A 23,881-nucleotide genomic window follows, 5' to 3' on the forward strand; every position below is an offset into this window, starting at 1 on the left:
GATGACTGCGGAAATAGTGATGGCGGATGTGCGCCATATTCACTGTCTCTGCCACACCGGGCAGCTGGTAAATCTCTTTCAAAAACCCGTTCAGATTCGGGTAGTCCGCAATGCGCTTGCGGTCACACTTGAAGTGGGTGACGTACACCGGATCAAAGCGCACCAGGGTGGTCCACAATCGCAGGTCCGCTTCGGTCAGGGTGTTGCCTACCAGATAACGCTGTTCGCCAAGCCGCTGCTCCAGGGCATCCAGCTGCTCGAACAGGGTGACCACCGCCTCATCGTAGGCGTCCTGACTAGTGGCAAAACCGGCCTTGTAGACACCGTTGTTCACGTCGTTGTAGACACGCTCGTTGATGGCATCAATCTCCGCCTGCAGGGCCTCGGGGTAAAAATTCCCCGGTGCCGCACCCAGCTCGTCAAAGCTGGTGTTGAGCATACGGATGATTTCCGCGGACTCATTGCTGACGATAGTTTCGCGCTGCTTGTCCCACAGTACCGGCACGGTAACGCGGCCGGTGTAGTTGTCATCCGCCTTCAGGTACAACTCGTAGAGCTTGCTGAAACCGTAGAGCGGATCGCCGGTGGCACCGTCAAAGTCATCGCGCAGTTCCCAGCCGTTTTCCAGCATGTGCGGATGCACCACGGATACACCGATATGCGCCTGAAGACCTTTCAGCGCCCGCACGATCAGGGTGCGATGGGCCCAGGGGCAGGCATAGGACACATACAGGTGATAGCGGCCGCTTTCTGCCTGAAAGCCACTATCGCCACTGGGACCGGCGCTACCGTCGGCAGTCACCCAGTTGCGGAACTGGCTCTCGGAACGCTTGAAACGCCCACCGGTGCTCTTGGTGTCGTACCATTTGTCCTGCCATTTACCGTCGACCAGCAGTCCCATGATTGTCTCCTTTCGTTGACCGTTGCGAGGAGCGAGTGACAAGAAGAGAAAGGCAAAACCCCGCCATGGTTTTCGACACTCGCAACTCATTACTCGCTACTATCTCATTAACCCGCCAGCGCAACCCGCGCTTCGCTCATGGCTTTCTCTTTGACGTCATCACCCATGTTCAGGCCTTCGGCAAACACGAAAGACACGTCGGTGATGCCGACAAAGCCGAAGAACAGCTTGATGTATGGGGTTACCGTATCGTTCTCGGTGCCGGCGTACAGTCCGCCACGGGCGGCAACCACGGTGACCGGCTTGTCCTCCAGCAACCCCTGCGGGCCATTTTCCGTGTAGCGGAAGGTAATGCCGGCGCGGGCCACATGGTCAATCCAGCTCTTCAACTGGCTGGGGATGCCGAAGTTGTACATGGGCAGGCCAAGTACCACCTGATCCGCCTCTTTCAGCTCGGCGATCAGTGTCTGGGAAAAGGCCTCCACGGCCTGCTGATCGTCAGTGCGCTGATCCGCCGGGGTAAAAAAGGCACCGACACGCTCGCCGTCCAGATGCGGAATCGGCTCGGCGGACAGGTCACGCACTACCACGTTAGCCTCGGGATGCTGAGCCTTCAGGCGCTCTACCTGCTCGTTGACCAGGGTGGAAGAATTACCGTTATCGCCGAAAACGCTGCTTTTGATGACCAGAATATTCATGACCCCAACTCCTTGTTATCACTGTGCCGACAGACGCTGTCAGCTGTTTGCTAACCATGGGGCTATTCTGCATTCAGCAAATGCGATATAAAATGGGATAAATTTGCACATTTAGCTCAGGTAATTCGATATGTCAGCCAAAATCAGCCTGGACCAGTGGCAAGCCCTGATCGCCGTGGTGGACGAGGGCGGTTACGCCAGCGCCGCGGAGGCCCTGGACAAGAGCCAGTCCGCCATCAGTTACGCGGTACAGAAGATCGAAACCGAACTGGGAGTGCGCGCCTTTGCCCTGGAGGGCCGGCGGGCCAGGCTCACCGAGACCGGGCAAATGCTCTACCGCCAGGCCAAGGTGCTGGTGGAGGAGGCCAACCGCATCGAAAGCGCCGCCATTCAGCTCAGCCAGGGCTGGGAACCACTGGTGCGCGTGGCCGCCGACGCCCTGTTCCCCCAACATTGCATGCTGTCGGCCCTGGATGCGTTCGCCCAGCACAGCCCGCTGACCCGGGTGGAGTATAGTGAGACCGTGCTGTCCGGCTCCGATGAGGCTCTGCTGCGCAAGGAGGCCGATGTGGTCATCGGCGGACGGGTGCCGCCGGGTTTCTTCGGTGATCCGCTGATGCGGGTACGGTTTGTCGCCGTGGCAGCGGCGGACCATCCGCTCAATCAGGCGGACAGTCTCACCCATGAGGATCTGCGCCAGCATCGGCAAATTGTGATTCGCGATTCCGGCAGCCGCCGCATTGATTCCGGATGGCTGGGGGCCGAGCAACGCTGGACCGTGTCGCACCCTTCCACCCGTATTGCCGCCATCCGCCGCGGGCTGGGGTTTGCCTGGGTGCCGGAATCAGAGATTGGCGATGGCCTGGAAAGCGGCGCGCTGAAGGTGCTGCCTCTGAAGGAGGGCGTGGAGCGGCTGATAGACCTGCATTTGATCTACGCGGACGGCCAGTATGCCGGCCAGGCCGCCCGCTACCTGGGCGAACGAATCCGCGAAGCCGCTGCGATTCCCTGCCCAGGGGTGACGGTGTCTTGATGGTTTTCACCACAGAGAACACCGAGCCCACTGAGTTTTAAACAAGGGTCTTTCTCAGTGAACTCTGTGTCCTCTGTGGTAAATCAATTCAGTTATTCTTCCTGCACCCGCGACGCCATGGGCCGGACCTTCAGATCCTGCAATGGCAGGGTCAGGCGAGTGTCGGTGAGGATGATGGGCAGCGCCCGGTTATCGGGCACCACTCGGGCCTCGAACACATTGGTGATCGGTGCACTGACCTCCTTATCGAGATTAATGGCGGTATGCAGAACGGTATCCACCGGCGGGTGGATGGTCTGGTTGAAACCCACCTGCACCGGGCCGTCGTAAACGAAACGGATCCGGGTATCCACCGGCACCTTGAATGACACCGGCACATCAATTGTCAGGGGCAATTCCCCTTCTATGGGCATTCGCGGCAGCCATTTGGAAATCAGTTTGGTGTCCCCTTTGATCGCCACTGTGGTATCGATGGGAATCACATCCTCATACTCAATGGTCATGCGCAGGGGCACCATGGTATCCAGGGCCAGATTGGCCTTGTAGGTGCCTTTCAATGGCAGCGGCAGGGCGTCGTGCTTGAAGGGAACACCCACCTCTACACGTCCCCGCAGGGTGATGGCCGCCTCTTCCTCGGCGCGGGTCTGCACGATCAGGGTTTCCGGCAAATGCAGCAGCGCATGCTGCTCCTTCAGGCCGATGCCGATAACAATGCGGGTGTAGAGCACAAACCCCAACACCAGCCCCACCACGATCACAGCCAGGGCCACCCAGCCCCACAGGATCCAGCGCCCCATCAGGGCTGCTCCCCGTCTGACGCCGTTATCTCTGACTCATCACTCGCCGTTGCGTCATCACCATCACCGAATGACAACCCCACTTCCCGCAGAGGCAACTTCAAATCCATTTCGGCAATCAGTGCATCCGCCGGTTCCAGAATGGTGGCGCTGGCACGTAGCCTGGAGCGCACCGGCACCTGCATGGCGCTCTTCAGGGGAATCGATGTCTTGATATCCGCCTTCAGCGGTACTGACAGGTCTTCGAGAATGTCCACCTTGGCCGGGGCGTTGAATTGCAGTTTGACCAGCTGATCCACCGGCACAGTCACATCAATCGGCACATCCGCCTTCACCGGTAACTCGCCCTTGATCGGCACAGTGATCCACTTGCCCAACACCCGGGCACGGACCTCCCCGTCCACCGGAATAATCTGGTCCAGCTTGATGGTGTCTTTCAGCGGCACATTCATCTTGATGGGCACCGCATTATCGAAGCCCACCTGCACGTCCAGAGTCTCCTTGACGGGCAGAGTCAGGGTCTGGTCAATCGGCACCGAGGTGTCGATGACCGTGTCGATCATGATGTCCAGATCATCGAGAATATCGATACCCACAGACATGGGTTTGGGCACCACCACACTGGCCTGCTGATCGCGCAACAACAATTCCGCGCCCAGATTTTTCCACACCCACCAGGCCAGATAGGCCCCAATAGCAAGAGCAATAATCAACAGTACACCAGCACCGATCACAAACGATTTGCGAATGGTAATCTGCATGGATCAGCGCTCCGCCTGGCTATTATCGGGGATCGGGCCATCCTGCAAATGGCGCAACACTTCCTGTTTGATTTGCTGACGAATTTCCTCATCCACAGCCTGCTCCATACGCACGCGCAAACGTCGCCGCGCACGCCGCCATGACCACACCAGGCCGGCGCCGAAGCAAAGCGCACACAACAGGATCCAGATCACCATTAGCGTAGACATGCACCACTCCCGGACAGCATCAAGAGAACATCACCAGCAACTGGAATACACCGACCAGGAAGCCAAGAAATGCCCCCACTGCAATCAGAATCCATTCATCCTGTTCGAAGGCCGGGCGCAACATGCCTTCAAACTCTTCCGGTTTGAGACTCTGCAAACGAGTGGAGAGGGTGTTTTCCAGATCCAGCGCATCGTTGGCATAGTTTTCAATATGCTTGAGCGTGTCCGGCAGTCGGCTGACCAGTTCTGCTACGGCGGATTCCTTCATTTCCCGATAGTTCTGGGTGCCCACGGCAAAGGTGACAAAGGGTTTGGCAAAGCTGGTCTGCTCATCCACCGCTTTCTGCACGTGCTTGCCGATCATGGCAAACACCTTGTCCGAGTAAGGCCCCTTGAGAATGCCCTCGATAATATTGGCCGGTGTCAGCACATAGGACGACACCAGACGACCGTAATCGCGGGCCACCTCATCCTGGCGTTTCATGAACAGGCCCTGCACATTGAACGGGCCCAAACGCATCAATTCCTTGGGATTGAAGATCATTTGCAGGGCGATCCAGTTGGTGGCATAACCCACCGCCAGACCGAAAACCGGCAGCAACCAGGAGCCCTTGTAGAAAATCCAGGTAATCATCTGGAAGGTACCGAAAATACCGCCAAAGTAGAGCCCGGAACGACCGATAAACTTGAATTCCGCCGCACCCACTTCCTGGAAAATGCGGTTAAGCAGATCCTTGTCCTTGGTCAGGTTGGTGATCACCATGTCCTTGAGATCATACATCTGTGCAATGTTGATCTTGATCTGTTTCATGATGTCGGAAATAAGACCCGGGGCTTCTTTCTTGACCCGTTTATAGACCTGCTTCTTCACCATTTCCGGCATGGATTCCCACAACCCGGGCTCATGCTGACCCATGATGGAATCCACCACGTCTTCGATCATGCCGTTAAGGGGCGGTTCCAGCTCACTGGCAATCCGTTCCGGATCAAGGCGGTCAAAAATTTCTTCCTGGGTAATCAGGTAGGTGGTAATGGTGTCTACAGAGATGGCAGCCATCTTGGCAGCCCGGCGAGGAATGATGCCCTGCCAGCCCAGAAGAGGGGGTTTGCCAAAAAACTCCACCGGATAGAACATCATCTTGATCGCAATCACATTGGTGGCATAACCCACCACGGCGCTGATCAATGGCATGGATAAATACAGCCAGATGTTATCGGCAAACTCGTTAATATACGCTTCCATGTGGCCTCGCTTTTCGTTCTTCTTGAGGAGTCTCTGAACAACTCCTTGTGTACTCAGCGTGTCCTGAAGGGTGCAGCTGTTGTGTTTTGTTGCGACGGACAGGGTGGTTCCCTTTCCTAGCGACAAAGCGCAGCAGATGTGCCCTTCAGGACACGCCCTCTGGGTCTTACAGGCTGACCCGCACTCGTTGTTGCAATGTCTCGATGGGTGGACACACACCTTCAACATTGCGCCTAGATTGCGAGCCAGCCTGAAAGACTGAGCACGCAAGGAGTTGTTCAGAGACTCCTTACCCCTTCAGTACAGGTTGTTATCCGGAACAGGCCGTCCAGAATGCCTTGCCGAAAGCTGAAAGGTGTGCGGTTTCGCGAATAAAGACTGGCCGAAGCCGGGATTCTTTACGCATCTGTTCACAGGCGGCGCGCACCTCCGAACCGTTCTCGATGGCTTCGTATTTTGCTGTCTGGGCACTGTCCTCTGGGCCACCATCCAGCAGACCCAGCGCAAATAAATGCGCCAGATAATGGGGCACCGCATCCGCCAGCATGACACCACTTTCATTACCCACACGGCTCAGGAATGCCATCACCCGGTGCTCGCTGTTTTTGAAACGACCACCGCGTGCCAGCAAATGACTGATAGCAATATCAGAGCCATCCGACAGGGCCGTAAGTATCCTCACTTCGTCGGGTAGCAACTGGTTGACGATACGCCCATAAACCCTGGTCATGGCGCTGTCTGGTGTCTGTTCCAGAGACTGGTCGGCAAGCGCAGCAAACCGTGACTGCAAGGATTTATCGCGCCCACCCCCTTCACCGGATGATGTCTCCACCGGCCCCGGCAGGTAGTGCTGGCTGTCCATGCCACCCAGCCGCAACTGCAGATCCTCGAACAATACATCCTCGACGGCTCGCGCCTGGTCGAGCACATAGTGCCCCCCTGGTGCCCGCGCCACAGCCTGTCGCATTTGCCGGACAAGACGCCCGGCCCAGGGTGTTGTGGCCGGCTTTCTTTTCTGTACTTTTTGTTCAGCCAACATCGCCTCCGTGGCAGCTTCGGTTCTGCGAAGCTATCGATTCCGTCTTTTACAGGATCATTAAGTATCACTGTTTGGGGGGGTCAACAATCCTGGCAAGAATGTCGATACAAAAATGCCACAGTCGCTTAATGTTATGTGTACTTTCTGTTTGCTCTCGTTTGGTACAGTGCAATGACGGTGCTTTCCCGAATCGATTCTTCAGCTGCAATTTTACGATTCGGGCACACCTCATAACGGCACACCTAAAACAGGATCGATCATGAATAACAAGGACGCCATTGAACGTTTGCATCAGCGGGTAGGGTTTCTTTCCTACTTGCCGGAACCGGTTAGCCGGGATCTTGACCGTGCGGTGGATGACTACCTGGAAAGCGAGAAGACTCGCCTGGAGAAAGCCATAGATAGCGGCATCCAGGCTCTACCTTTATGGCTGCGCAGCATTGCTCGCAGTGCCCTTCGCTAGATTCGCTTTCTTCCCGCACCAAGGATGCCACCATGAACGACCTGACACCGAACCTGGAAATACAGATCGAGCTGGAAAAGCTCGCCCAGTACCTGACCCTCGACGACACCACCTGGCAGGCCCTGGTCGATACCGGCGCCAGCAACCTGCGTGAGTTGCGCGAGCACATCGAACAAGAAATGTATGACCAGCACCGCAAAGGGTTTCAGCACCTGGCAAGCTGGACCCGCTGGCTCTCCATCAAGCAACTGGCAAAACTGGCTTATGCCATCGGCGCCAAAATGGCCGCCCGTCTTGTCGGCGAAATGGACCCCTACTTCGCGGTAAAGGTAGCCCGACGGCTGACCCCGGATTTTCTCGGCGAGATAGCCGCCCAGGCAGACCCGCGCAAGATTCGCGAAATCATTCGACGGCTCCCTGCGGAAGTGATCCGCGAAGTAGCACTGAAACAAATTCAGGAAAAACAATTCCTGTTATTGGGCCGTTTTGCCGACGCCCTTTCCGCCCCCTCTATTCGTGAAGTGGTCAATGCGGTAAAGGATGATGGCGCGCTGCTGACCATTGCCTTCTACATGGAAAACACCACCCAGCTCAGCAATGTGATCCGCATGATCGATAACAGCCGGCTGGCCAGCATCGTGCGTTCCGGCACCGAAAATGTTGATCTGTGGCCCAAGGCCATTTGGGTGATAGACCATGTGGAAGGAGAATTGAAAAGCCGGCTGGGCAATATCATGGCCGAGCAGGACGAACGCACCCTGGACTCCCTGGTCGATGTGGCCCACCGCCAGCAATTGTGGGGGCCGGTGCTGCGCGCGCTGTCCGTAATCAATCCCCGTTACCACCGCAAGATCGTCAACCTGCCTTCCCTGCGCAACAGCACCGTGATCACCGAACTGGTGAATGCCGCTGTCAGCAAGAATCTGCTGGAAGAGACCCTGCCGCTGGTCAAGGCCATGCAGCGTGACTATCGGGAAGTGGTCGCCCATACCGCCCTGCGCCAGGGCGAAGAGGTGGCGGAAGCCGTGGTGCAGGCTGCCCATCAGAGCGGACAATGGGACCTCATTCTGGACCTGGCTCAATTCCTCGGTGACGACGAACGCAACATGCTGGCAAGGCTGCCAAGCACCCATAATTCCTCAGTGATTGAAGCCCTGATGCGTAACGCGGCCAAACTTGGCAAGACCGACTTGCTGCTGGATTTCGCCCGCCGCTTTCATCGTGAAGGTCTGCAGACCGTGGTGGAAATCAGCCTGCGCGACGGCGGCGATCTGTTACAGGCGTTTCTGGATGCCGCCCGCGATACCCGCGACGGCTGGAACGCCATTGCCACCGCCGTCAGCGTGGTGGATGCCCCGGACATGCTCCGCGACATCGGCCGCATCTACCAGCGACAGACCCCCCAGGACCAGCAAGCCTTCCGCGAGGCAGCCAACGAAACCGGCCTGTGGTCGCGACTGGAACAGGCCCTGCCGGCCTGACCACTGAACCCTTCGCCCGCGAAACGGTCATACCCGTTAGGAGCCTCTGAATGACTCCCTGGCCCCGGCAAATCTCCGCCGGGGTCAATATTTCACGGTATCGTGCCGTTCCCCTGTGATACTGGGGGACATTCATTGCAACCGGGAGAAGAATCATGCGCTGGTTTTTCCTTTCACTCTGTCTGTTCCTTGGCGCCTGCGTCAGCCCGGTGGTCATCGACAGCCAGGAAGGCGCCAGCCTTAACCAGTACCGCAGCTACGCCTTCGTGGAACAGAACGAAGACCAGCCCAGAGAGCTGGACGACCAACGGGCCCGCGCTGCCCTGAAAGCCGCCCTTGCTGAAAAGGGGCTTGCCGCCAGCACCACCGGGCAAGCCGACGTGCACGTCAAACATTTCTTCAAGCGTGAACAGCGCTACGACGGCTCCGTGGTGCAGTTCGGTTTTGGCTTCAGCCGCAACAATGTGGGCATAGGCACCACCACTCCGGTGGAAGGCGATATCACCGAGGAATACAAACTGGTGGTGCAGATGATCGATCCGGCCACCAACAATGTGGTCTGGCAGGCCACCAGTCGCGACCACCTCTACGACGACATGCGCAGCGAACGGCGCAACGAACACATCCAGAAGGCGGTGGATGAGATGTTCCAGCGCTATCCCGGCTGACCGGACGACCATACCGCAGGTAGAAGGACCTCCCCCTTTGGACGCCATTCTGATCGGCCCGCTGGCGCTGCCAGCGGGCACTGTTGTTGCCCTGATTACCTTTTCCGCCGCCGTACTGGCCAGCCTCTGGTGGCAGTGGCGCGGTAAGCCCGTAGAAAAGTGGTTGTGGCTGATCACCCTGTCAGCCCTGGTCGGCGCCCGTCTGGCCTTTGTGTTGCGGTATCCCGACCAGTATTCCGGCCTGTTGGCCATGCTGGATATTCGCGATGGCGGCTGGTGGTGGCCCGGAGCCCTGGCAGCGCTGCCTGTGGCTGCCATCTGTCTATGGCGTCGACCGGCTCTGCGCCTGGCATTACTTTCCAGCACCGCCGCGGCCTTCCTGGCCCTGGGTATTTCCCTGACCGCCCTGCAGGCCATGACACCCGACCCGGTCCCCATGCCGGACATCACCCTGGAAAACCTGCAGGGCACGCCTGTACCGATCAAGTACGTGACACAGGGGCCGACCCTGATCAATCTCTGGGCCACTTGGTGCCCACCTTGCCGGCGGGAAATGCCGGTGCTGGCCAACGCGCAGTCGCGCTACCCCAACGTCCGCTTCGTGGTGGCCAATCAGGGGGAAACCGCCCAGGTGGTACGGGATTACCTGATTCAGGCCGACCTGCATTTTGACCTGCCGCTGCTGGACCCGCAGATGGCACTGGGCCACCATGCCGGCAATGGTGGCCTGCCGCTGACGCTGCTATTTGATGGCAAGGGCAACGAACTGGCCCGCCACTTCGGCCCTCTGTCCCGGGCCAGTCTGCATCACTTCCTTACCACTCACCTGGATGATCCTCGCCCATGAGAATGCTCGCCTTGCTGCTCACCATGCTGCTACCGCTGTCCGCTGTGGGCGAACAAGCGGACATGGACAGCCTGCTGGCACGCCTGGAAAGCAGCAGCTGGGTGGCCGAAGGGGCCGAAGACCCACAACGGGTGGCCTATGTGTTCACCGACATGGCCTGCCCCTACTGCGCCGTGCTCTGGGAAAACATGCAGCCACTGGTCAACGATCCGGACAATACCCTGCAGGTCCGCCATATCATCGTCGGTATGATCCACCCCAAACGCAGCTTCACCCAGGGCGGCGCCATCCTCGCCGCCCCCGACCCGGCAGCGGCACTGGCTGAACACGAAGGCCACTTTGACGACGGCGGCATCCGCCCGCTGGAGCGGGTCCCCGGCGCCATCCGCAGCCAGATCCACAACAACACCGCCCTGATGATCGGCCTGGGCCTGCAGGGCACACCGGCACTGGTGTTTGAAGATTCACAAGGGCGCTGGCGGCTGGCACCAGGGGTCATTGGGGAGGAGGCGTTGCGGGCGGAGGTGTTTCAAATTAGTGAATAGTTAACAGTGAACAGCTCGCATTCATCCCCACTCTGGGAACTGAAACGCAAGAGGCCGCGCCCGAACTCCGAGCGCGGCCTCTTGCGTTAAAGGAACAAAGAACCCATCCCGCGAACTGTTAACTATTCACTGTTAACTGTTCACTGCATCAATCCGTCAGCCAACTCACCTTCCCCTGACACACAGTCAACTTAACGCTGCCCTTGAGCACCGCACGCCGCCAGGGGGAGTTGTTGCCGGCGGACAGCCAGTGTTCGGCGTAGTCTTTATCGGCGCCGGCATCCAGCACGCAGAGGCTGGCCGGGCGGCCGGTTTCCAGTTGGCCGGCCTGAAGTCCCAGGCAGCGGGCCGGGGCGGCGGTGATGGCATCCAGGGCACGGGGCAGTTCCAGCTTGCCGTCGTTCACCAGTTGCAGCACCAGGCCAAGCAAGGTGTCCAGCCCGGCCATACCCGGCTTGGTGGCCGGGAAGGGGGCCGCCTTGCTGGAGGAACCGATAGGCGTGTGCTGGGAGCAGATGGCGTCGATGGTGCCATCGGCCACCGCCTCCAGCAGGGCCTCGCGATCCGACGCACTGCGCAGGGGCGGAATCACATGACAGTGGCTGTTGAACCCTTCCAGGGCTGACTCATCCAGCAGCAGGTGCTGGATACTCACATCCGCCGTCACCGGCAAGCCGCGACGCTTGGCCGCGCGCAGCAGACGCAGGGAGTCGACGCTGGAAATCTGCTGAAAATGGGCACGCACCCCGGTGGCTTCCACCAGCAACAGGTCCCGGGACAGGTCTACGCTTTCGGCCACCGCCGGAATGCCCGGCAGCCCCAGGCGGGTAGCCACTGCGCCTTCGTGGGCACAGCCACCGGCGCTCAACGCCGAATCCTGAGGTCGGAACATCACCGGCAAATCAAAGGTGGAGGCGTATTCCAGGGAACGCTTGAGCACCAGGGCACTGGCCACCTTGCGGCCCGCATTACCCACCGCAATACAGCCCGCTCTGGCCAGGGTGGACATCTCCGCCAGCTGATCGCCGGCCAGCCCCTGGGTCATGGCGGCAATGGGCATGATACGAGCAAAGCCGGCCTGGCCGGCCTGTTCGCGAATCAGTCGTACCACGGCGGTGGAATCCACCGGGCCGCAGTCCGGCTGGGCCACCAGATGGGTGATGCCACCGGCGGCAGCGGCGCGGGTTTCGCTGGCGATATCACCGCTGCGACCACTCCCCGGCAGGGACAGATGCACACAGGCGTCCACCAGCCCGGGCAATACCCAGTGACCCTCGGCGTCCACGATATCGGCACCCGGTGCATCCAGGCTGGCGCCAATACGCACCAGGCGGCCGTTTTCGATCAACAGGTCGGCGACTTCATCACGGCCACTGGCCGGGTCGATAACCCGCCCCTTGCGAATCAGGATATTGGCTTTCTTACTGGCCACGCTCACCTCCCGTGCGGCCATGGGCGCTGCTTTCCTGGCCGCTGATGGCCATGGACATGACCGCCATGCGCACCGCGATACCGAAGGTCACCTGGTTGAGAATCACCGAACGGGGGCCATCGGCCACTTCCGAGGCGATTTCGACGCCGCGGTTGATGGGCCCGGGATGCATGACAATGGCATCCGGTTTGGCCAGCTGCAGTTTTTCGTTGTTGAGCCCGTAAAGTCGGAAGAACTCGCCCTCGCTGGGCAGCAGGGCGGAATCCATGCGCTCCTTCTGCAGGCGCAGCATGATCACCACATCCACGTCTTTCAGGCCCTGGGCCATGTCGGTGAACACCGTCGCGCCCAGGGATTCTGCGTCTACCGGCAACAGGGTTTTCGGGCCGATCAAACGCACTTCATCGGCACCGAGGATATTCAGGGCATGGATCTGGGAGCGCGCCACCCGCGAGTGCAGGATGTCACCGACGATAGCCACTTTCAGGCCCTCGAAGCCACCCTTGTAGTGGCGGATGGTGTACATGTCGAGCATGGCCTGGGTGGGGTGGGCATGGCGCCCGTCACCGGCATTGATCACCGCCACATTGGGGGTCACTTCGTTGGCGATGAAGAAGGGGGCGCCGGAATCCTGATGACGCACCACGAACATGTCCGCCGCCATGGCTTCCAGGTTGCGCAGGGTATCGAGCAGGGTTTCACCCTTGCTGGTGGCGGATTTGGCGATATCCAGGTTGAGCACGTCGGCGCTCAGGCGCTGTGCGGCCAGCTCGAAGGTACTGCGGGTACGGGTGCTGGATTCGAAGAACAGGTTGACCACTGTCTTGCCACGCAGCAGCGGCACCTTCTTGATCGACCGGCCACCCACGTCAACAAAGCTGGCGGCGGTGTCCAGAATATCTTCCAGTAGAGAGCGGGGCAGGTGCTCGGTAGTCAGAAAATGGCGAAGCTTACCGTCTTCGGTAAGTTGTACGCGGGAGGATGGCGCAAGCGTCGGCGTCATTCTTAAGACCTTGTCTCTGTTTCATCCTCAACCACCAGATTGCGAATCTCGGCAACCAACGGAGAGGGCCCGCGCAATTCTACCCGCTGATGGGGGGGCAATGCCAAAGTTTCACCACAGATATCGGCACGAATTGGCAATTGCCGGTGACCTATATCGAATAACACCACCAGGGCAATCGACGCCGGGCGGCCAAAATCGAACAGTTCGTTCATGGCGGCACGGATGGTTCGACCCGTCATCAGCACATCGTCCACCAGCAGAATATGCTGGCCGTCCACCTCCAGGGGCAGCTTCGAGGGAGACACGGTACTTTTCAGACCCCGGGTATCGAAGTCATCCCGGTAGAACGCCGGGTTCAGGGTACCCATCGGCAGCGGCTTGGCCAGCTTCTCGTTCAATGCCTGGGCCACCCAGGCGCCGCCGGACTCGATCCCCACCAGCAACGGCGACGAATCACCGTATCGCTCGGTGATGGCTCTGGCCATGGTTTCCAGATGTGTCTGTAGTTGTTGCTCGTCCCAGCTCAAGGGGCTCTCCTGCTCTGTGTATGGCGATATCCGAGGTTCGCCCTGCAAGCATGGCGCTTGCCGGGAAAAGAATAAAGTCCGGGGCCCGACAAACCTTCAGGCCAGATGATCAAACCGTTCAGTTTTTTGGGATGGCAGTAACATCCTGCTAAGGGGAGGATGGCAAAGACATCGCCAGCCACCGTAAGTTTTGTAAAGAGCGGAACCGGGCTAGCGGACAGCGCTCCAATCATCAGGAAGATCGGGAAGGATACAAGGATGCAACTGCGCAACGACTCGCAACGCTTCGGCATCATCACCATCGCCCTGCATTGGCTGGTGGCCATAACGGTGGTCGGCCTGTTTGCGCTGGGGCTTTACATGGTCGATCTGACCTACTACGACGACTGGTACCGTAGTGCTCCGCATCTCCATCGCAGTGTGGGCATTCTGTTGTTCCTGGCAATGACCTTCCGGTTGTTATGGCGTCTTGTTTCGCCACCCCCGAAAGCGCTTCCTACCCATAAACCCTGGGAAAGAGTCAGCGCCCACCTGACCCACTGGGCCCTGTATCTACTGCTGTTCACCGCCATGATCAGCGGCTACTTGATCACCAGCGCCGACGGGTCCGCCATTGATGTGTTCAGCTGGTTTGCGGTGCCGTCCATTACCGGCGATCAGAAGGGCCTGGAAGATATCGCCGGAGACATCCACGAGATCGCCACCTGGGCGATTATCGTCCTCGCCGGCGTGCACGCCCTGGCCGCGCTCAAACACCACTTACTTGATCGGGACGACACCTTGCGCCGCATATTGGGCATCGCGCCCCGTGACCCAGACAACCTTTCCTGAAAACCTCTAATCCAAACGGAGTTCGATGCTTATGTTGACGCTAGCAAAGAAAATCACCCTTCCCGTCCTGGCACTACTGCTCAGCAGCATGGCCTTTGCCGACAAACCCGGCGGCACCTATGCGTTTGATAAAAAAGGCGCCCACCAGTTTGTCATGTTCAAGATTTCCCACCTGGGCTACAGCTGGCTGTACGGCCGCTTCAACGATTTCGACGGCAGCTTCACCGTAGATGCGGACAACCCGGAAAACAGCAGCGTGCAGGCCACCATTCAGGTTGCCAGCCTGGACAGCAACCACGCCGAACGTGACAAGCACCTGCGCGGCGATGACTTCCTCGAGGTGGACGAATACCCGACCGCCACCTTCAAGAGCACAAAGATTGAAAAGACCGGCGAAAAAACCGCAAAAATCACCGGTGATTTCACTCTGCATGGTGTGACCAAGCCGGTAACCCTGGACGCCAAACTACTCGGCTACGGCGATGACCCGTGGGGCGGCTACCGCATGGGCCTGGAAGCCTCCACCACCCTGAAGCTGGCGGACTTCGGCATCACCTACGACCTGGGCCCGGCATCAGAAACCGTGGATATTATTATTTCCATGGAAGGGGTAAGGCAGTAAGTCATTCACAACAAAAAACGCCAGCGTCAAGCTGGCGTTTTTTTATGGCAGCGCTTCGCCACCCTCACTCAAAAACCCTTCAGCAATAATCACCGCCGCCATGGAATCCACCCGGCTATCTGCCTGACGAATGCCAGTGCGCTCGCGGGCTTCACGGGTACTCAAGCGCTCATCCACCAGCCACACCTTCATACCGAAACGGCCCTTCAAACGATTGGCAAATTTCTTCGCCCGTGCCGTGGATTCGCTTTCACTACCGTCCATATTCAACGGCAAGCCGACCACCAGGGCTTCCGGCTCCCATCCCTTGAGCAGGGCCGCAATGTCATCCCAGTTGGGTTGCGTGTTCTTGCAGGGCAGGGCTTTCAGAGGCGTGGCCGTGCCCAGCAGACTGTTGCCGCTGGCCACGCCGATTTTTTGTGTGCCGTAGTCGAAGGCGAGAATCATGAGGGGCAGTGAACAGTTAAGAGTGAACAGTGAACAGTTGCGCGGTCTTGCACTTCTGTTTCTGCAAGGCCGGCAGCCGCGCACAGGCGATGGGCGCGGTGCACGTCATTGAAGAATCTCACAATCCATTCCGCGTAACTGTTCACTGTTAACTATTCACTATTAACTGGTTTCAACTGTGCCCCGCCTGCGTCGCAATCAGACTCATGTCCACGCCGATACGCGCGGCGGCGGCTTGCCAGGTTTGTTCGAAGGGGGTGTCGAGTACCAGTTCGCGGCTGGCCGGGGTGCTGAGCCAGGTGTTTTCCACCAGCTCCTGCTCCAGTTGACCGGCATCCCAGCCGGCATAGCCCAGGCAGATCAACGATTGTTCCGGCCCTTCGCCGATGGCAATGGCTTCCAGGATGTCGCGGCTGGTGGTCAGCATCAGGCCATCGCTGAGCGGCACGCTGGATTGCCAGTGAGTCGACGCCGCATGCAGGACAAAGCCCGCCTCTTGCTGAATCGGTCCACCTGCCACCACCCGGTGACGCTCGGACGGCGGGACTTCAATCTCGATATCCATGTCGCTGAGAATATCGCCCAGGCTGATCTGCACCGGGCGATTGAGGGTCAGGCCCATGGCCCCCTCGCTGCTGTACTCGACGATATAGGTGACGGAATGTTCGAAGTTGGGGTCAGCCATCTGCGGCATGGCCACCAGCAACTGGTGTTTGAGGGTCGTATTGTCCATGGGGACAGTATCCGGGGCGGGAAGGAGAGCTGCAAGCTTCAAGCTACAACGCGAGATATGCCGATGGCTGCCGTTGATGCCATGCCCGCGTTCACCAAAAATGGTGCGCGGGCACTGGTTTAAAGCTGGCAACACCCCAATCCGCGCCTTGCAGCTTGTAGCTTGAGGCTTGCAGCTATTACTTCGACGATACCCGCTGGTTCTTGTCGAACTTCCAGGTGCGGATGATTTCCAGCACATCCATGTTCTTGCGCATCTCTGCGGTGAAGGCATCGAAGGGCGCCGCGAGGCGCACGCTCTGGATGGCGGCCTGGTCCAGGAACTTGTGGCCGGAGGATTTCAGCAGGCGCACTTCCTTGAGCTGGCCATCCTTCTGGATCGCTACTACCAGACGCACCGCACCGAAGGTATTGCTGTTCAGTGCCCGGGACGGGAAGTTGCGGGTGCCCATGGCCTCCACCTCGCGGCGGAAGCTATCGATGTACTGGGCTTCGTAATGGGCCTTGGCGGACACCGACGTCAGGCGACGGATACGCGGGCGCTTGGCATAGGCCTGTTTCTGGGCATCCAGACGGGCCTGCAGGCTGGCGATCTCGCGGCTCAGGTCCTGCAGGTTCTCCTGTTTGGCCACCTTGAGCGGTTTGGGATCGGTTTTCTCCTGCTCGTCCGCCTTGATTTGCTGATCGCTGGTACGGGCGGTGGTGATGACCAGCAACTGGGACTGGCGGTCACGACGCTCACGGGTGGTCTTTTCCTTGAGCTGCACCTTGTCCAGCTTGTTGTCGGCGAAATCCACCTGCTCGGTAGTGGTCAGCTCCTGCTTTTCGGCCAGGTCACCGGACCCCTGCTGGTTGCTCTGGGCGATAAAGTCCGCCTCATCCGGCTCGTCATCACTGCGATGCTGGGACAGGGTGACTTCCAGGGTATGCGGGGCGGCACGCTGCTTCTCGGGGGCAAAGCTGACCCCGAAGATGAGAATGCCGTGGAAGGCCAGCGCCAGAAACACCGTAAAGGTGAGGCGGTCCGAGGCGCTGACGGGTGAATTCGCTGCCATGGTTTCTTCTTTTTGTTACTGCCTTTAAACGGCCGGAGAGTGTGCCCCGGACCGTACTCATCGTCTATGACGGCTGCCGCAACTCCAGCAACATATCGAACAGCTGGCCGGCGATATTGATGTCGAAGATCGCGTCCAGCTCGCGGATGCAGGTGGGGCTGGTCACGTTGATCTCGGTGAGGTAATCACCGATCACGTCCAGACCCACGAAATACAGCCCCTTGCGCTTGAGCGTGGGGCCCACCTGCTCACAGATCAAGCGGTCCCGGTCGCTCAGCTCCCGGCCCTGACCGGTACCACCGGCGGCCAGATTGCCGCGCAGCTCGCCCTCCTTGGGAATTCGTGCCAGCGCATAGGGCACCGGCTCGCCGTTGATCATCAGGATGCGCTTGTCACCCTCGGTGATCTCCGGCACGAAGCGCTGGGCCATGATCGGCGTCTTGCCGTGCTGGGTCAGCACCTCGATCACCACCGAAATATTGGGGCTGTCCTTGCGCACCCGGAAGATATTACTGCCGCCCATGCCGTCCAGCGGCTTCATCACAGTGTCACCGAACTCCTGTACAAAATCGCGCAATAGTCCGGACTGGCTGGATACCAGGGTCGGCGCACAGCAGTGCGGAAAGTCGGTGGCGAACAGCTTTTCGTTACTGTCGCGGACACTGCCGGGCCGGTTCACCACCAGCACCCCTTCCCGTTCCACCTTCTCCAGCAGATAGGTGGCATAGATGTATTCCGCGTTGAACGGCGGGTCCTGGCGCATCAGGATAATATCCAGATCGGCCAGATCGTAATTCACGGCGTCGGCCAGACGGTACCAATCGTCGTTATTGTCGGTAACGGACAGTGCCCGAGTGGCCGCAAAGGTGCGACCATCGCGAACATACAGATCTGCCGGCTCCATGTAGAGCAATGACCAGCCACGTCGTTGCGCTTCCAGAAGCATGGCGAAGGTGCTGTCTTTCCAGGGTTTGATTTTGGCGATGGGATCCATCACCACACCAATACGCAGACTCATGGGGTCTCCACAGACATCGGGAACAGGCCGGGCAATGTTAGCAGCGCGGACAGCCCACCGCTATGCAGGGATGCGCGGGGCATTTTCTCAAGTTTCATAGGGTCTTATAGATTGATTGTAGAATCTGTGTTAAAAACTTCGCTTGGGCTTGTATCGCTACACACCCCGCCCATCGAATTACTAGAAAGGCCAAAAATTACAATAAGTTGCGGCCAACAACGGTTCACGGTTAAAGGCAGTTTCCATGACTGACAATTTCCAAGACCTCAAGGTAATGGTGATCGACGATTCCAAAACCATCCGTCGCACCGCGGAAACCTTGTTGAAGAAAGCAGGTTGTGAAGTGATCACCGCCACCGATGGCTTCGATGCCTTGGCCAAAATCGCCGACAGCAAACCCAATATCATCTTCGTCGACATCATGATGCCGCGTCTTGACGGGTATCAGACCTGCGCCCTGATCAAGAACAACAGTGCCTTCAAGGCCACCCCGGTGATCATGCTGTCGTCCAAGGACGGCCTTTTTGACAAGGCCAAGGGGCGGATAGTGGGGTCCGACGAGTATCTGACCAAGCCGTTTTCCAAGGACGAGCTTCTCGGCGCGATTCGACAGCATATCAACGGTTAAGCGACAACGTCGCTGAGCCTGAAGAGGATAAGATGGCACGTATTCTGATTGTGGATGACTCTCCCACCGAAACCTACAAGTTGCGGGAGATTCTCGAAAAGCACGGCCACGAGGTACTCGAGGCCGCCAACGGGGCCGATGGCGTGGCCATGGCCCGCTCCGAGCTGCCCGAACTGGTACTGATGGATGTGGTAATGCCTGGGCTTAACGGCTTCCAGGCTACCCGCCAGCTCACCAAGGGCGCCGATACCGCGCACATTCCCATCGTCATCGTCACCACCAAGGATCAGGAAACCGACCGTGTCTGGGGTAAACGCCAGGGCGCCAAGGACTACCTGACCAAACCGGTGGATGAGGATGTGCTCCTGCAAACCGTCGAGCGCATGCTGGCCGACGGCTGATATTCGGAGCCCCTGATGAGCGCAACTGCTTCCGCCGCCTATATCCAACTGGCCGACTACAACCGTCGCTGCCGAGAGCAGGCCAAAGACCTGCCCATGCAGCAGGACGCGGTCAGCTACTGGAGCGGTGTGGGCTTTGTGATGGATGGCAAGAAATACGTGGCACCGCTGGATGAGGTTTCCGAAATCCTCTCGGTGCCGGCCTACACCCGCATTCCCGGCGCACGTAGCTGGATGAAGGGCGTAGCCAATGTCCGGGGCCGACTGATGACCGTGATGGATCTCAGTGGCTTTCTGGAAAAGAGTTCGCCGGTCCAGGAAAAGCGCCGACGGTTGCTGGTACTGGACCAGGATGACCTGTACACCGGCATGACGGTGGACGAGGTACTGGGGATGCAACATTTCCCCATTGATGAATTTGTGGAATCACTGCCGGTCAGCGATGCCAGCGTCACACCGTTTGTGCGCGGCGCCTACCGGCGGGACGGGGAGTACTGGTCCGTGTTCAGCCTGACCCGGCTGGCAGAGGATCCGCGCTTTATGCAGGTCGCCCGCACCGGCTGAGCTGTATATAAGCATTTGGGGTACATAAGAAGAGCGAACGCCAGGCCAGGAGCCAGACTATGAAGTTCAATTCGGGAGCAATCTTTGACAAGTTGCGGGGGGGCGCGGAAGGCAGCACGCTGAATATCGCGCTGTACATCGGCCTTGCCGTCTTTATCGTCCTGGCGGTGGTGAATTTCCTGCTTTCCGCCACCACGGCGAACCAGGCCCAGGAGAACATTACCCTGGCCTCTGATATGCGGGTTATCTCCCAGCAGATCGCCAAAAACTCCCTGGAAGCCGCCGCCGGTAACGCCGACGCCTTCGAATTGCTGGCCAAATCCCAGCAGAGCTTCCAGTCCGCCTGGGATGACGTTAAAGATGAGCCGGTCGACAATCCCCAGGTGAAAGAACGCCTGAGCAGCCTGTGGTCCGAGGTAAACAGCAACGCGGGCATCATCCTGCGCGGGGAAGACACGGTTCTGGATCTGCACGAAGTGGCAGACACCCTGGCCCAGACCATTCCTTCCCTGCAGGCTGAATATGAAGGCGTGGTGGACATCCTGGTCGCCACCGGCGCCGAGCCGGATCAGATCGCGTTTGCCCAACGTCAGTCCCTGCTGGCCGAACGGATTCTCAGCTCCATTTCCAAAGTGCTGGAAGGTGGTGACGGCGCGGTGATCGCGGCGGATGCCTTCGGCCGTGATGCCAGCCTGTTCGGCCGGGTCATGAACGGCATGATCGAAGGCGACGAAGCCATGGGCATTGACCAGGTCAACGACCCGGATGCCCTGGATTACCTGGCCGAGATTGCCGACCTGTTCGACGAATTCGTTAACCAGTCCGTGGATGAAATCCTGGAAACCGCTCCCGAACTGTTCCAGGTACGTAACGCGGCCGACACCATCTTCCGTCGTTCCCAGGATCTGCTGCAGGAATCCAGCAGCCTGAACACTCAGTTTGAAGGCTCCACCAACACCTTCTTCCCGTCGGTGACCCTGGGTGGCTTGTCTGCTGCCATCGCGGTGCTGCTGTTCTTCCTGATCATGGCCCAGCGTAACCGTCAGGCGGCAACCCTGAAGAACGAACTGGAAAGCGAGAACCAGCGTAACCAGGCCGCGATTCTGCGACTGCTCGACGAACTGGGCGACCTGGCGGACGGTGACCTGACCGTACAGGCGACGGTAACCGAGGACTTCACCGGTGCCATCGCCGACTCCATCAACTACTCCATTGACCAGCTGCGCAGCCTGGTACAAACGATTAACAACTCGGCGGTACAGGTGGCCTCGGCGGCCCAGGAAACCCAGTCCACGGCGATGCATCTGGCCGAAGCCTCCGAGCACCAGGCCCAGGAAATTGCCGGGGCGTCTGCCGCTGTGAACGAAATGGCGGTGTCCATTGACCAGGTATCCGCCAACGCCGCGGAATCCGCCGCGGTAGCGGAACGGGCGGTAGCCATCGCCAACAAGGGCGCAGAAGTGGTACAGGCCACCATCCACGGCATGGATACCATCCGCGAACAGATTCAGGAAACCTCCAAACGGATCAAGCGTCTGGGTGAATCCTCCCAGGAAATTGGCGACATCGTATCGCTGATTAACGACATTGCCGACCAGACCAACATCCTCGCCTTGAACGCCGCCATTCAGGCGTCCATGGCCGGTGAAGCGGGCCGCGGCTTCGCGGTGGTAGCGGATGAAGTACAGCGCCTGGCGGAACGTTCCGCCGCGGCAACCAAGCAGATCGAGACCCTGGTAAAAACCATTCAGACCGATACCAACGAGGCGGTAATCTCCATGGAAGCCACCACCGCCGAGGTGGTAAAAGGGGCCCGTCTGGCGCAGGACGCTGGTGTGGCACTGGAAGAAATTGAGAACGTATCGAAAACCTTGGCGGACCTGATCCAGAACATTTCCAACGCGGCACGCCAGCAGGCAGCGTCTGCGGGTCACATTTCCAACACCATGAACGTGATCCAGGAAATTACCTCGCAGACCTCCGCCGGTACCACCGCGACTGCACGGTCCATTGGTAACCTGGCCGAGATGGCGCAGGAGATGCGTAACTCTGTTGCCGGCTTCCGCCTGCCGGAGCACTCCTGATCCGGCTCGCGCCGGTTAAAGGAGTGATGCTATGGGTGCTGCCGTGACAGACCGCTGGTCCATCAAAAGCACGCCCGCCATGGATGCGGAGCAGTTTCAGCTATGGCAGGCGCTGCTGGAAGAACGCACCGGCATGACCCTGTCCAACGAGCGCAAGACCTTCCTCGAAACCAGCTTGAGCATTCGCATGCGCGAGCTGGGCATAGAGGACTACGACACCTATTACGAACACCTAATGGTGGGCTCCACCGAATCCCGGGCCATGGAATGGTCGGTACTGGTAGACCGACTCACCGTGCAGGAAACCAGCTTTTTCCGCCACCCGAGCTCTTATGCCCTGGTGGAGGAATTCGTACAGCGCTTCAAGGCCGAGCAGCCCGACGGCGCCAGCCTGGATGTGTGGAGCGTGGGGTGCTCCACCGGCGAGGAAGCCTATTCCCTCGCCATGATGATCAATGAGCAGCTCAACGGCAGCGACCGCAAACTGTTCTACGGCATCACCGCCACCGACATCAGCCTGCCCACCCTGGCCAAGGCCCGCAAAGGGGAATACCCGGCGCGCCGGGTACTGCAGGTGGACCCGCTACTGCGGGAAAAATATTTTCAGCCCAGCGGTAATGAACAGACCCTGGCCGTGGCGCCAGTATTACGCGAACGCATCTGTTTTGCCCGGCTCAACGTGCTCGATCTGAGCACCGCACCAATGAACGACATGGATCTGATTTTCTGCCAGAACATGCTGATCTACTTCCGCCGCTGGCGGAAACGCCAGATCGTCAACCGGCTGGCGGAACGGCTCGCTCCCGGTGGCATTCTGGTGCTCGGTCCCGGGGAAGTGACCGACTGGCAACATCCGGATCTGGAACGCATACATTTCGCCGATACGCTGGCCTTCCGGCGCTGTCGATAAGCGCTGTAGATAATAAAAAAACCTGCCCGCAGTGACGGCAGGTTTGAGTATGACAGGAGACGTCATGAGTGACCGTCACGACTATCTGGCTCTGGACTGGGTTCGCGGGGAGATCCAGGAAACCCTGAACCAGGCGCAGCAGGCACTGGAAGCGTTCGTGGATACCCCGGACGACGCCACCCGCATGCGTTTTTGCCAGGCCCATCTGCACCAGGTGTACGGCACCCTGCAAATGGTGGAGTTCTACGGTGCTGCTCTGCTCGCCGAGGAAATGGAAAAGCTGGCCCAGGCCCTGCTGGAAAGCCGGGTAGGCAATGTGGCCGACGGCCAGGAAACCCTGATGCGGGCCATCCTGCAGCTGCCTCCCTATCTGGACCGGGTAGCCAGCAACCGTCGCGACCTGCCGGTGGTGCTGCTGCCGCTACTCAACGACCTGCGCGCCGCCCGTGGCGAGCCGTTGTTGTCGGAAACCGCTCTGTTCAAACCGGACCTGACCGACGCCACCGGCCGCGGTCAGATTCCCGAAGATCTGCTCCACGACCCGCGTTTTATTCAACTGGCCAAGAAAATCCGCCAGATGTTCCAGATTGCCCTGCTCGGGGTGCTGCGCAACGACAACATGGGCGAAAACCTGGGCTACATGGCCAAGGTCTTTACCAAACTTGAGCAGATCACTGGCGACGCCCCGCGGGCCCCGCTATGGACCATCAGCAACGCCCTGGTGGAAGGGCTATCGGAAGACGCCATTGCCCTGGGCACCTCGGTGAAGCTGATGCTCGGTCATGTGGACCGTAACCTGCGTGAACTGGTCAGCGACGGCGCCGACAGCCTGAACCGGCCAGCTCCCACCGAGCTGATCAAGAATCTGCTTTATTACGTGGCCAAGGCTGAGGCGGACAGCCCGCGCATTCGCGACGTCAAAGCCCGTTTCCGCCTGG

28 protein-coding genes are annotated in these 23,881 nt (G+C 59.1%); 14 read left to right on the forward strand and 14 right to left on the reverse strand.

Annotated features, from left to right (window positions below):
- A partial coding sequence (locus ACFE0K_RS14435) for a glutathione S-transferase family protein (RefSeq protein ID WP_434536723.1) occupies window positions 1-901 on the reverse strand: 901 nt, incomplete at its 3' end.
- A gap of 107 nt (window positions 902-1,008) precedes the next feature.
- A complete protein-coding gene (locus ACFE0K_RS14440) occupies window positions 1,009-1,599 on the reverse strand; it encodes an FMN-dependent NADH-azoreductase (protein ID WP_434536724.1) in 591 nt (196 codons plus the stop codon).
- A gap of 130 nt (window positions 1,600-1,729) precedes the next feature.
- Here ACFE0K_RS14440 and ACFE0K_RS14445 point away from each other — a divergent pair, with 130 nt between their 5' ends.
- Complete coding sequence (locus tag ACFE0K_RS14445) at window positions 1,730-2,632, forward strand: LysR family transcriptional regulator (RefSeq protein WP_434536725.1); 903 nt, start codon at window positions 1,730-1,732, stop codon at window positions 2,630-2,632.
- 92 nt (window positions 2,633-2,724) lie between these two features.
- Here ACFE0K_RS14445 and ACFE0K_RS14450 read toward each other — a convergent pair whose 3' ends face one another.
- The 5 genes from ACFE0K_RS14450 to ACFE0K_RS14470 form a co-directional block, all read right to left on the reverse strand.
- Complete coding sequence (locus tag ACFE0K_RS14450) at window positions 2,725-3,429, reverse strand: hypothetical protein (RefSeq protein WP_434536726.1); 705 nt, start codon at window positions 3,427-3,429, stop codon at window positions 2,725-2,727.
- The gene (locus ACFE0K_RS14455; RefSeq protein WP_434536727.1) at window positions 3,429-4,190 is read right to left on the reverse strand and encodes a hypothetical protein; all 762 of its coding nucleotides are present in this window, start codon (window positions 4,188-4,190) and stop codon (window positions 3,429-3,431) included. The genes ACFE0K_RS14450 and ACFE0K_RS14455 overlap by 1 nt, the downstream gene beginning before the upstream one ends.
- Window positions 4,191-4,193: 3 nt before the next feature.
- Window positions 4,194-4,400, reverse strand: a complete 207-nt coding sequence (locus ACFE0K_RS14460) for a hypothetical protein (RefSeq protein WP_434536728.1) — start codon at window positions 4,398-4,400, stop codon at window positions 4,194-4,196.
- Window positions 4,401-4,419: 19 nt separating this feature from the next.
- Window positions 4,420-5,643 (reverse strand): DUF445 family protein, encoded by a 1,224-nt coding sequence (locus tag ACFE0K_RS14465; RefSeq protein WP_434536729.1) that lies wholly within the window; start codon window positions 5,641-5,643, stop codon window positions 4,420-4,422.
- A 310-nt stretch (window positions 5,644-5,953) separates the two neighbouring features.
- A complete protein-coding gene (locus ACFE0K_RS14470; protein WP_434536730.1) occupies window positions 5,954-6,571 on the reverse strand; it encodes an Abi-alpha family protein in 618 nt (205 codons plus the stop codon).
- A 370-nt stretch (window positions 6,572-6,941) separates the two neighbouring features.
- Here ACFE0K_RS14470 and ACFE0K_RS14475 point away from each other — a divergent pair, with 370 nt between their 5' ends.
- The 5 genes from ACFE0K_RS14475 (at window position 6,942) to dsbG (ending at window position 10,686) form a co-directional block, all read left to right on the forward strand.
- On the forward strand, window positions 6,942-7,145 hold the full coding sequence (locus ACFE0K_RS14475; protein WP_434536731.1) for a hypothetical protein: 204 nt from the start codon (window positions 6,942-6,944) through the stop codon (window positions 7,143-7,145).
- A gap of 32 nt (window positions 7,146-7,177) precedes the next feature.
- On the forward strand, window positions 7,178-8,626 hold the full coding sequence (locus ACFE0K_RS14480; RefSeq protein WP_434536732.1) for a hypothetical protein: 1,449 nt from the start codon (window positions 7,178-7,180) through the stop codon (window positions 8,624-8,626).
- Window positions 8,627-8,781: 155 nt separating this feature from the next.
- Window positions 8,782-9,294: a DUF4136 domain-containing protein gene (locus ACFE0K_RS14485; protein ID WP_434536733.1), complete on the forward strand. Its 513-nt coding sequence runs from the start codon at window positions 8,782-8,784 to the stop codon at window positions 9,292-9,294.
- A 37-nt stretch (window positions 9,295-9,331) separates the two neighbouring features.
- Window positions 9,332-10,141, forward strand: coding sequence for a TlpA family protein disulfide reductase (locus ACFE0K_RS14490; protein WP_434536734.1), 810 nt, complete (start codon window positions 9,332-9,334; stop codon window positions 10,139-10,141).
- Window positions 10,138-10,686, forward strand: coding sequence for a thiol:disulfide interchange protein DsbG (gene dsbG / locus ACFE0K_RS14495; RefSeq protein WP_434536735.1), 549 nt, complete (start codon window positions 10,138-10,140; stop codon window positions 10,684-10,686). Before ACFE0K_RS14490 ends, dsbG begins: the two co-directional genes overlap by 4 nt.
- 148 nt (window positions 10,687-10,834) lie before the next feature.
- Here the strand turns inward: dsbG and ACFE0K_RS14500 are convergent, their stop codons facing one another.
- Genes ACFE0K_RS14500 through pyrR form a run of 3 tightly spaced genes read right to left on the reverse strand, consistent with a single transcriptional unit; the run spans window position 10,835 to window position 13,651 of the window.
- The gene (locus ACFE0K_RS14500) at window positions 10,835-12,139 is read right to left on the reverse strand and encodes a dihydroorotase (protein WP_434536736.1); all 1,305 of its coding nucleotides are present in this window, start codon (window positions 12,137-12,139) and stop codon (window positions 10,835-10,837) included.
- A complete protein-coding gene (locus tag ACFE0K_RS14505; protein WP_434536737.1) occupies window positions 12,108-13,121 on the reverse strand; it encodes an aspartate carbamoyltransferase catalytic subunit in 1,014 nt (337 codons plus the stop codon). The genes ACFE0K_RS14500 and ACFE0K_RS14505 overlap by 32 nt, the downstream gene beginning before the upstream one ends.
- Window positions 13,122-13,123: 2 nt before the next feature.
- The gene (gene pyrR / locus ACFE0K_RS14510) at window positions 13,124-13,651 is read right to left on the reverse strand and encodes a bifunctional pyr operon transcriptional regulator/uracil phosphoribosyltransferase PyrR (protein WP_434536738.1); all 528 of its coding nucleotides are present in this window, start codon (window positions 13,649-13,651) and stop codon (window positions 13,124-13,126) included.
- A 258-nt stretch (window positions 13,652-13,909) separates the two neighbouring features.
- Here pyrR and ACFE0K_RS14515 point away from each other — a divergent pair, with 258 nt between their 5' ends.
- Both ACFE0K_RS14515 and ACFE0K_RS14520 read left to right on the forward strand, forming a co-directional pair.
- Window positions 13,910-14,482, forward strand: a complete 573-nt coding sequence (locus ACFE0K_RS14515; RefSeq protein WP_434536739.1) for a cytochrome b — start codon at window positions 13,910-13,912, stop codon at window positions 14,480-14,482.
- Window positions 14,483-14,507: 25 nt separating this feature from the next.
- Entirely contained in the window at window positions 14,508-15,104 is a 597-nt protein-coding gene (locus ACFE0K_RS14520) for a YceI family protein (protein ID WP_434536740.1), read from the forward strand.
- A gap of 42 nt (window positions 15,105-15,146) precedes the next feature.
- On the opposite strand, the gene ruvX is transcribed toward ACFE0K_RS14520, so the two are convergent.
- The 4 genes from ruvX to gshB form a co-directional block, all read right to left on the reverse strand.
- Window positions 15,147-15,551 (reverse strand): Holliday junction resolvase RuvX, encoded by a 405-nt coding sequence (gene ruvX, locus ACFE0K_RS14525; RefSeq protein ID WP_434536741.1) that lies wholly within the window; start codon window positions 15,549-15,551, stop codon window positions 15,147-15,149.
- 172 nt (window positions 15,552-15,723) lie between these two features.
- Window positions 15,724-16,284 carry a YqgE/AlgH family protein gene (locus ACFE0K_RS14530; RefSeq protein WP_035245818.1) on the reverse strand — a complete coding sequence of 187 codons (561 nt, stop codon included), beginning with the start codon at window positions 16,282-16,284 and terminating at the stop codon, window positions 15,724-15,726.
- Window positions 16,285-16,462: 178 nt separating this feature from the next.
- Window positions 16,463-17,338 carry an energy transducer TonB gene (locus ACFE0K_RS14535; RefSeq protein ID WP_434536742.1) on the reverse strand — a complete coding sequence of 292 codons (876 nt, stop codon included), beginning with the start codon at window positions 17,336-17,338 and terminating at the stop codon, window positions 16,463-16,465.
- A 64-nt stretch (window positions 17,339-17,402) separates the two neighbouring features.
- Window positions 17,403-18,356 carry a glutathione synthase gene (gene gshB / locus ACFE0K_RS14540; protein WP_434536743.1) on the reverse strand — a complete coding sequence of 318 codons (954 nt, stop codon included), beginning with the start codon at window positions 18,354-18,356 and terminating at the stop codon, window positions 17,403-17,405.
- A gap of 244 nt (window positions 18,357-18,600) precedes the next feature.
- Between gshB and pilG the strand changes: the two genes are divergently transcribed.
- The 6 genes from pilG to ACFE0K_RS14570 form a co-directional block, all read left to right on the forward strand.
- Window positions 18,601-18,984: a twitching motility response regulator PilG gene (gene pilG / locus ACFE0K_RS14545; RefSeq protein ID WP_007148837.1), complete on the forward strand. Its 384-nt coding sequence runs from the start codon at window positions 18,601-18,603 to the stop codon at window positions 18,982-18,984.
- 32 nt (window positions 18,985-19,016) lie between these two features.
- Window positions 19,017-19,385, forward strand: a complete 369-nt coding sequence (gene pilH, locus ACFE0K_RS14550) for a twitching motility response regulator PilH (RefSeq protein WP_035245814.1) — start codon at window positions 19,017-19,019, stop codon at window positions 19,383-19,385.
- Window positions 19,386-19,400: 15 nt separating this feature from the next.
- Window positions 19,401-19,949, forward strand: a complete 549-nt coding sequence (locus tag ACFE0K_RS14555) for a chemotaxis protein CheW (RefSeq protein ID WP_290511741.1) — start codon at window positions 19,401-19,403, stop codon at window positions 19,947-19,949.
- A gap of 59 nt (window positions 19,950-20,008) precedes the next feature.
- Entirely contained in the window at window positions 20,009-22,033 is a 2,025-nt protein-coding gene (locus tag ACFE0K_RS14560; protein ID WP_434536744.1) for a methyl-accepting chemotaxis protein, read from the forward strand.
- 31 nt (window positions 22,034-22,064) lie between these two features.
- Window positions 22,065-22,943 (forward strand): CheR family methyltransferase, encoded by an 879-nt coding sequence (locus ACFE0K_RS14565; protein ID WP_434536745.1) that lies wholly within the window; start codon window positions 22,065-22,067, stop codon window positions 22,941-22,943.
- A gap of 64 nt (window positions 22,944-23,007) precedes the next feature.
- On the forward strand, window positions 23,008-23,881 hold an 874-nt coding region (locus ACFE0K_RS14570), incomplete at its 3' end, for an Hpt domain-containing protein (RefSeq protein WP_434536746.1).

Source organism: Alcanivorax sp., from assembly GCF_051117345.1.
GTDB lineage: Bacteria > Pseudomonadota > Gammaproteobacteria > Pseudomonadales > Alcanivoracaceae > Alcanivorax.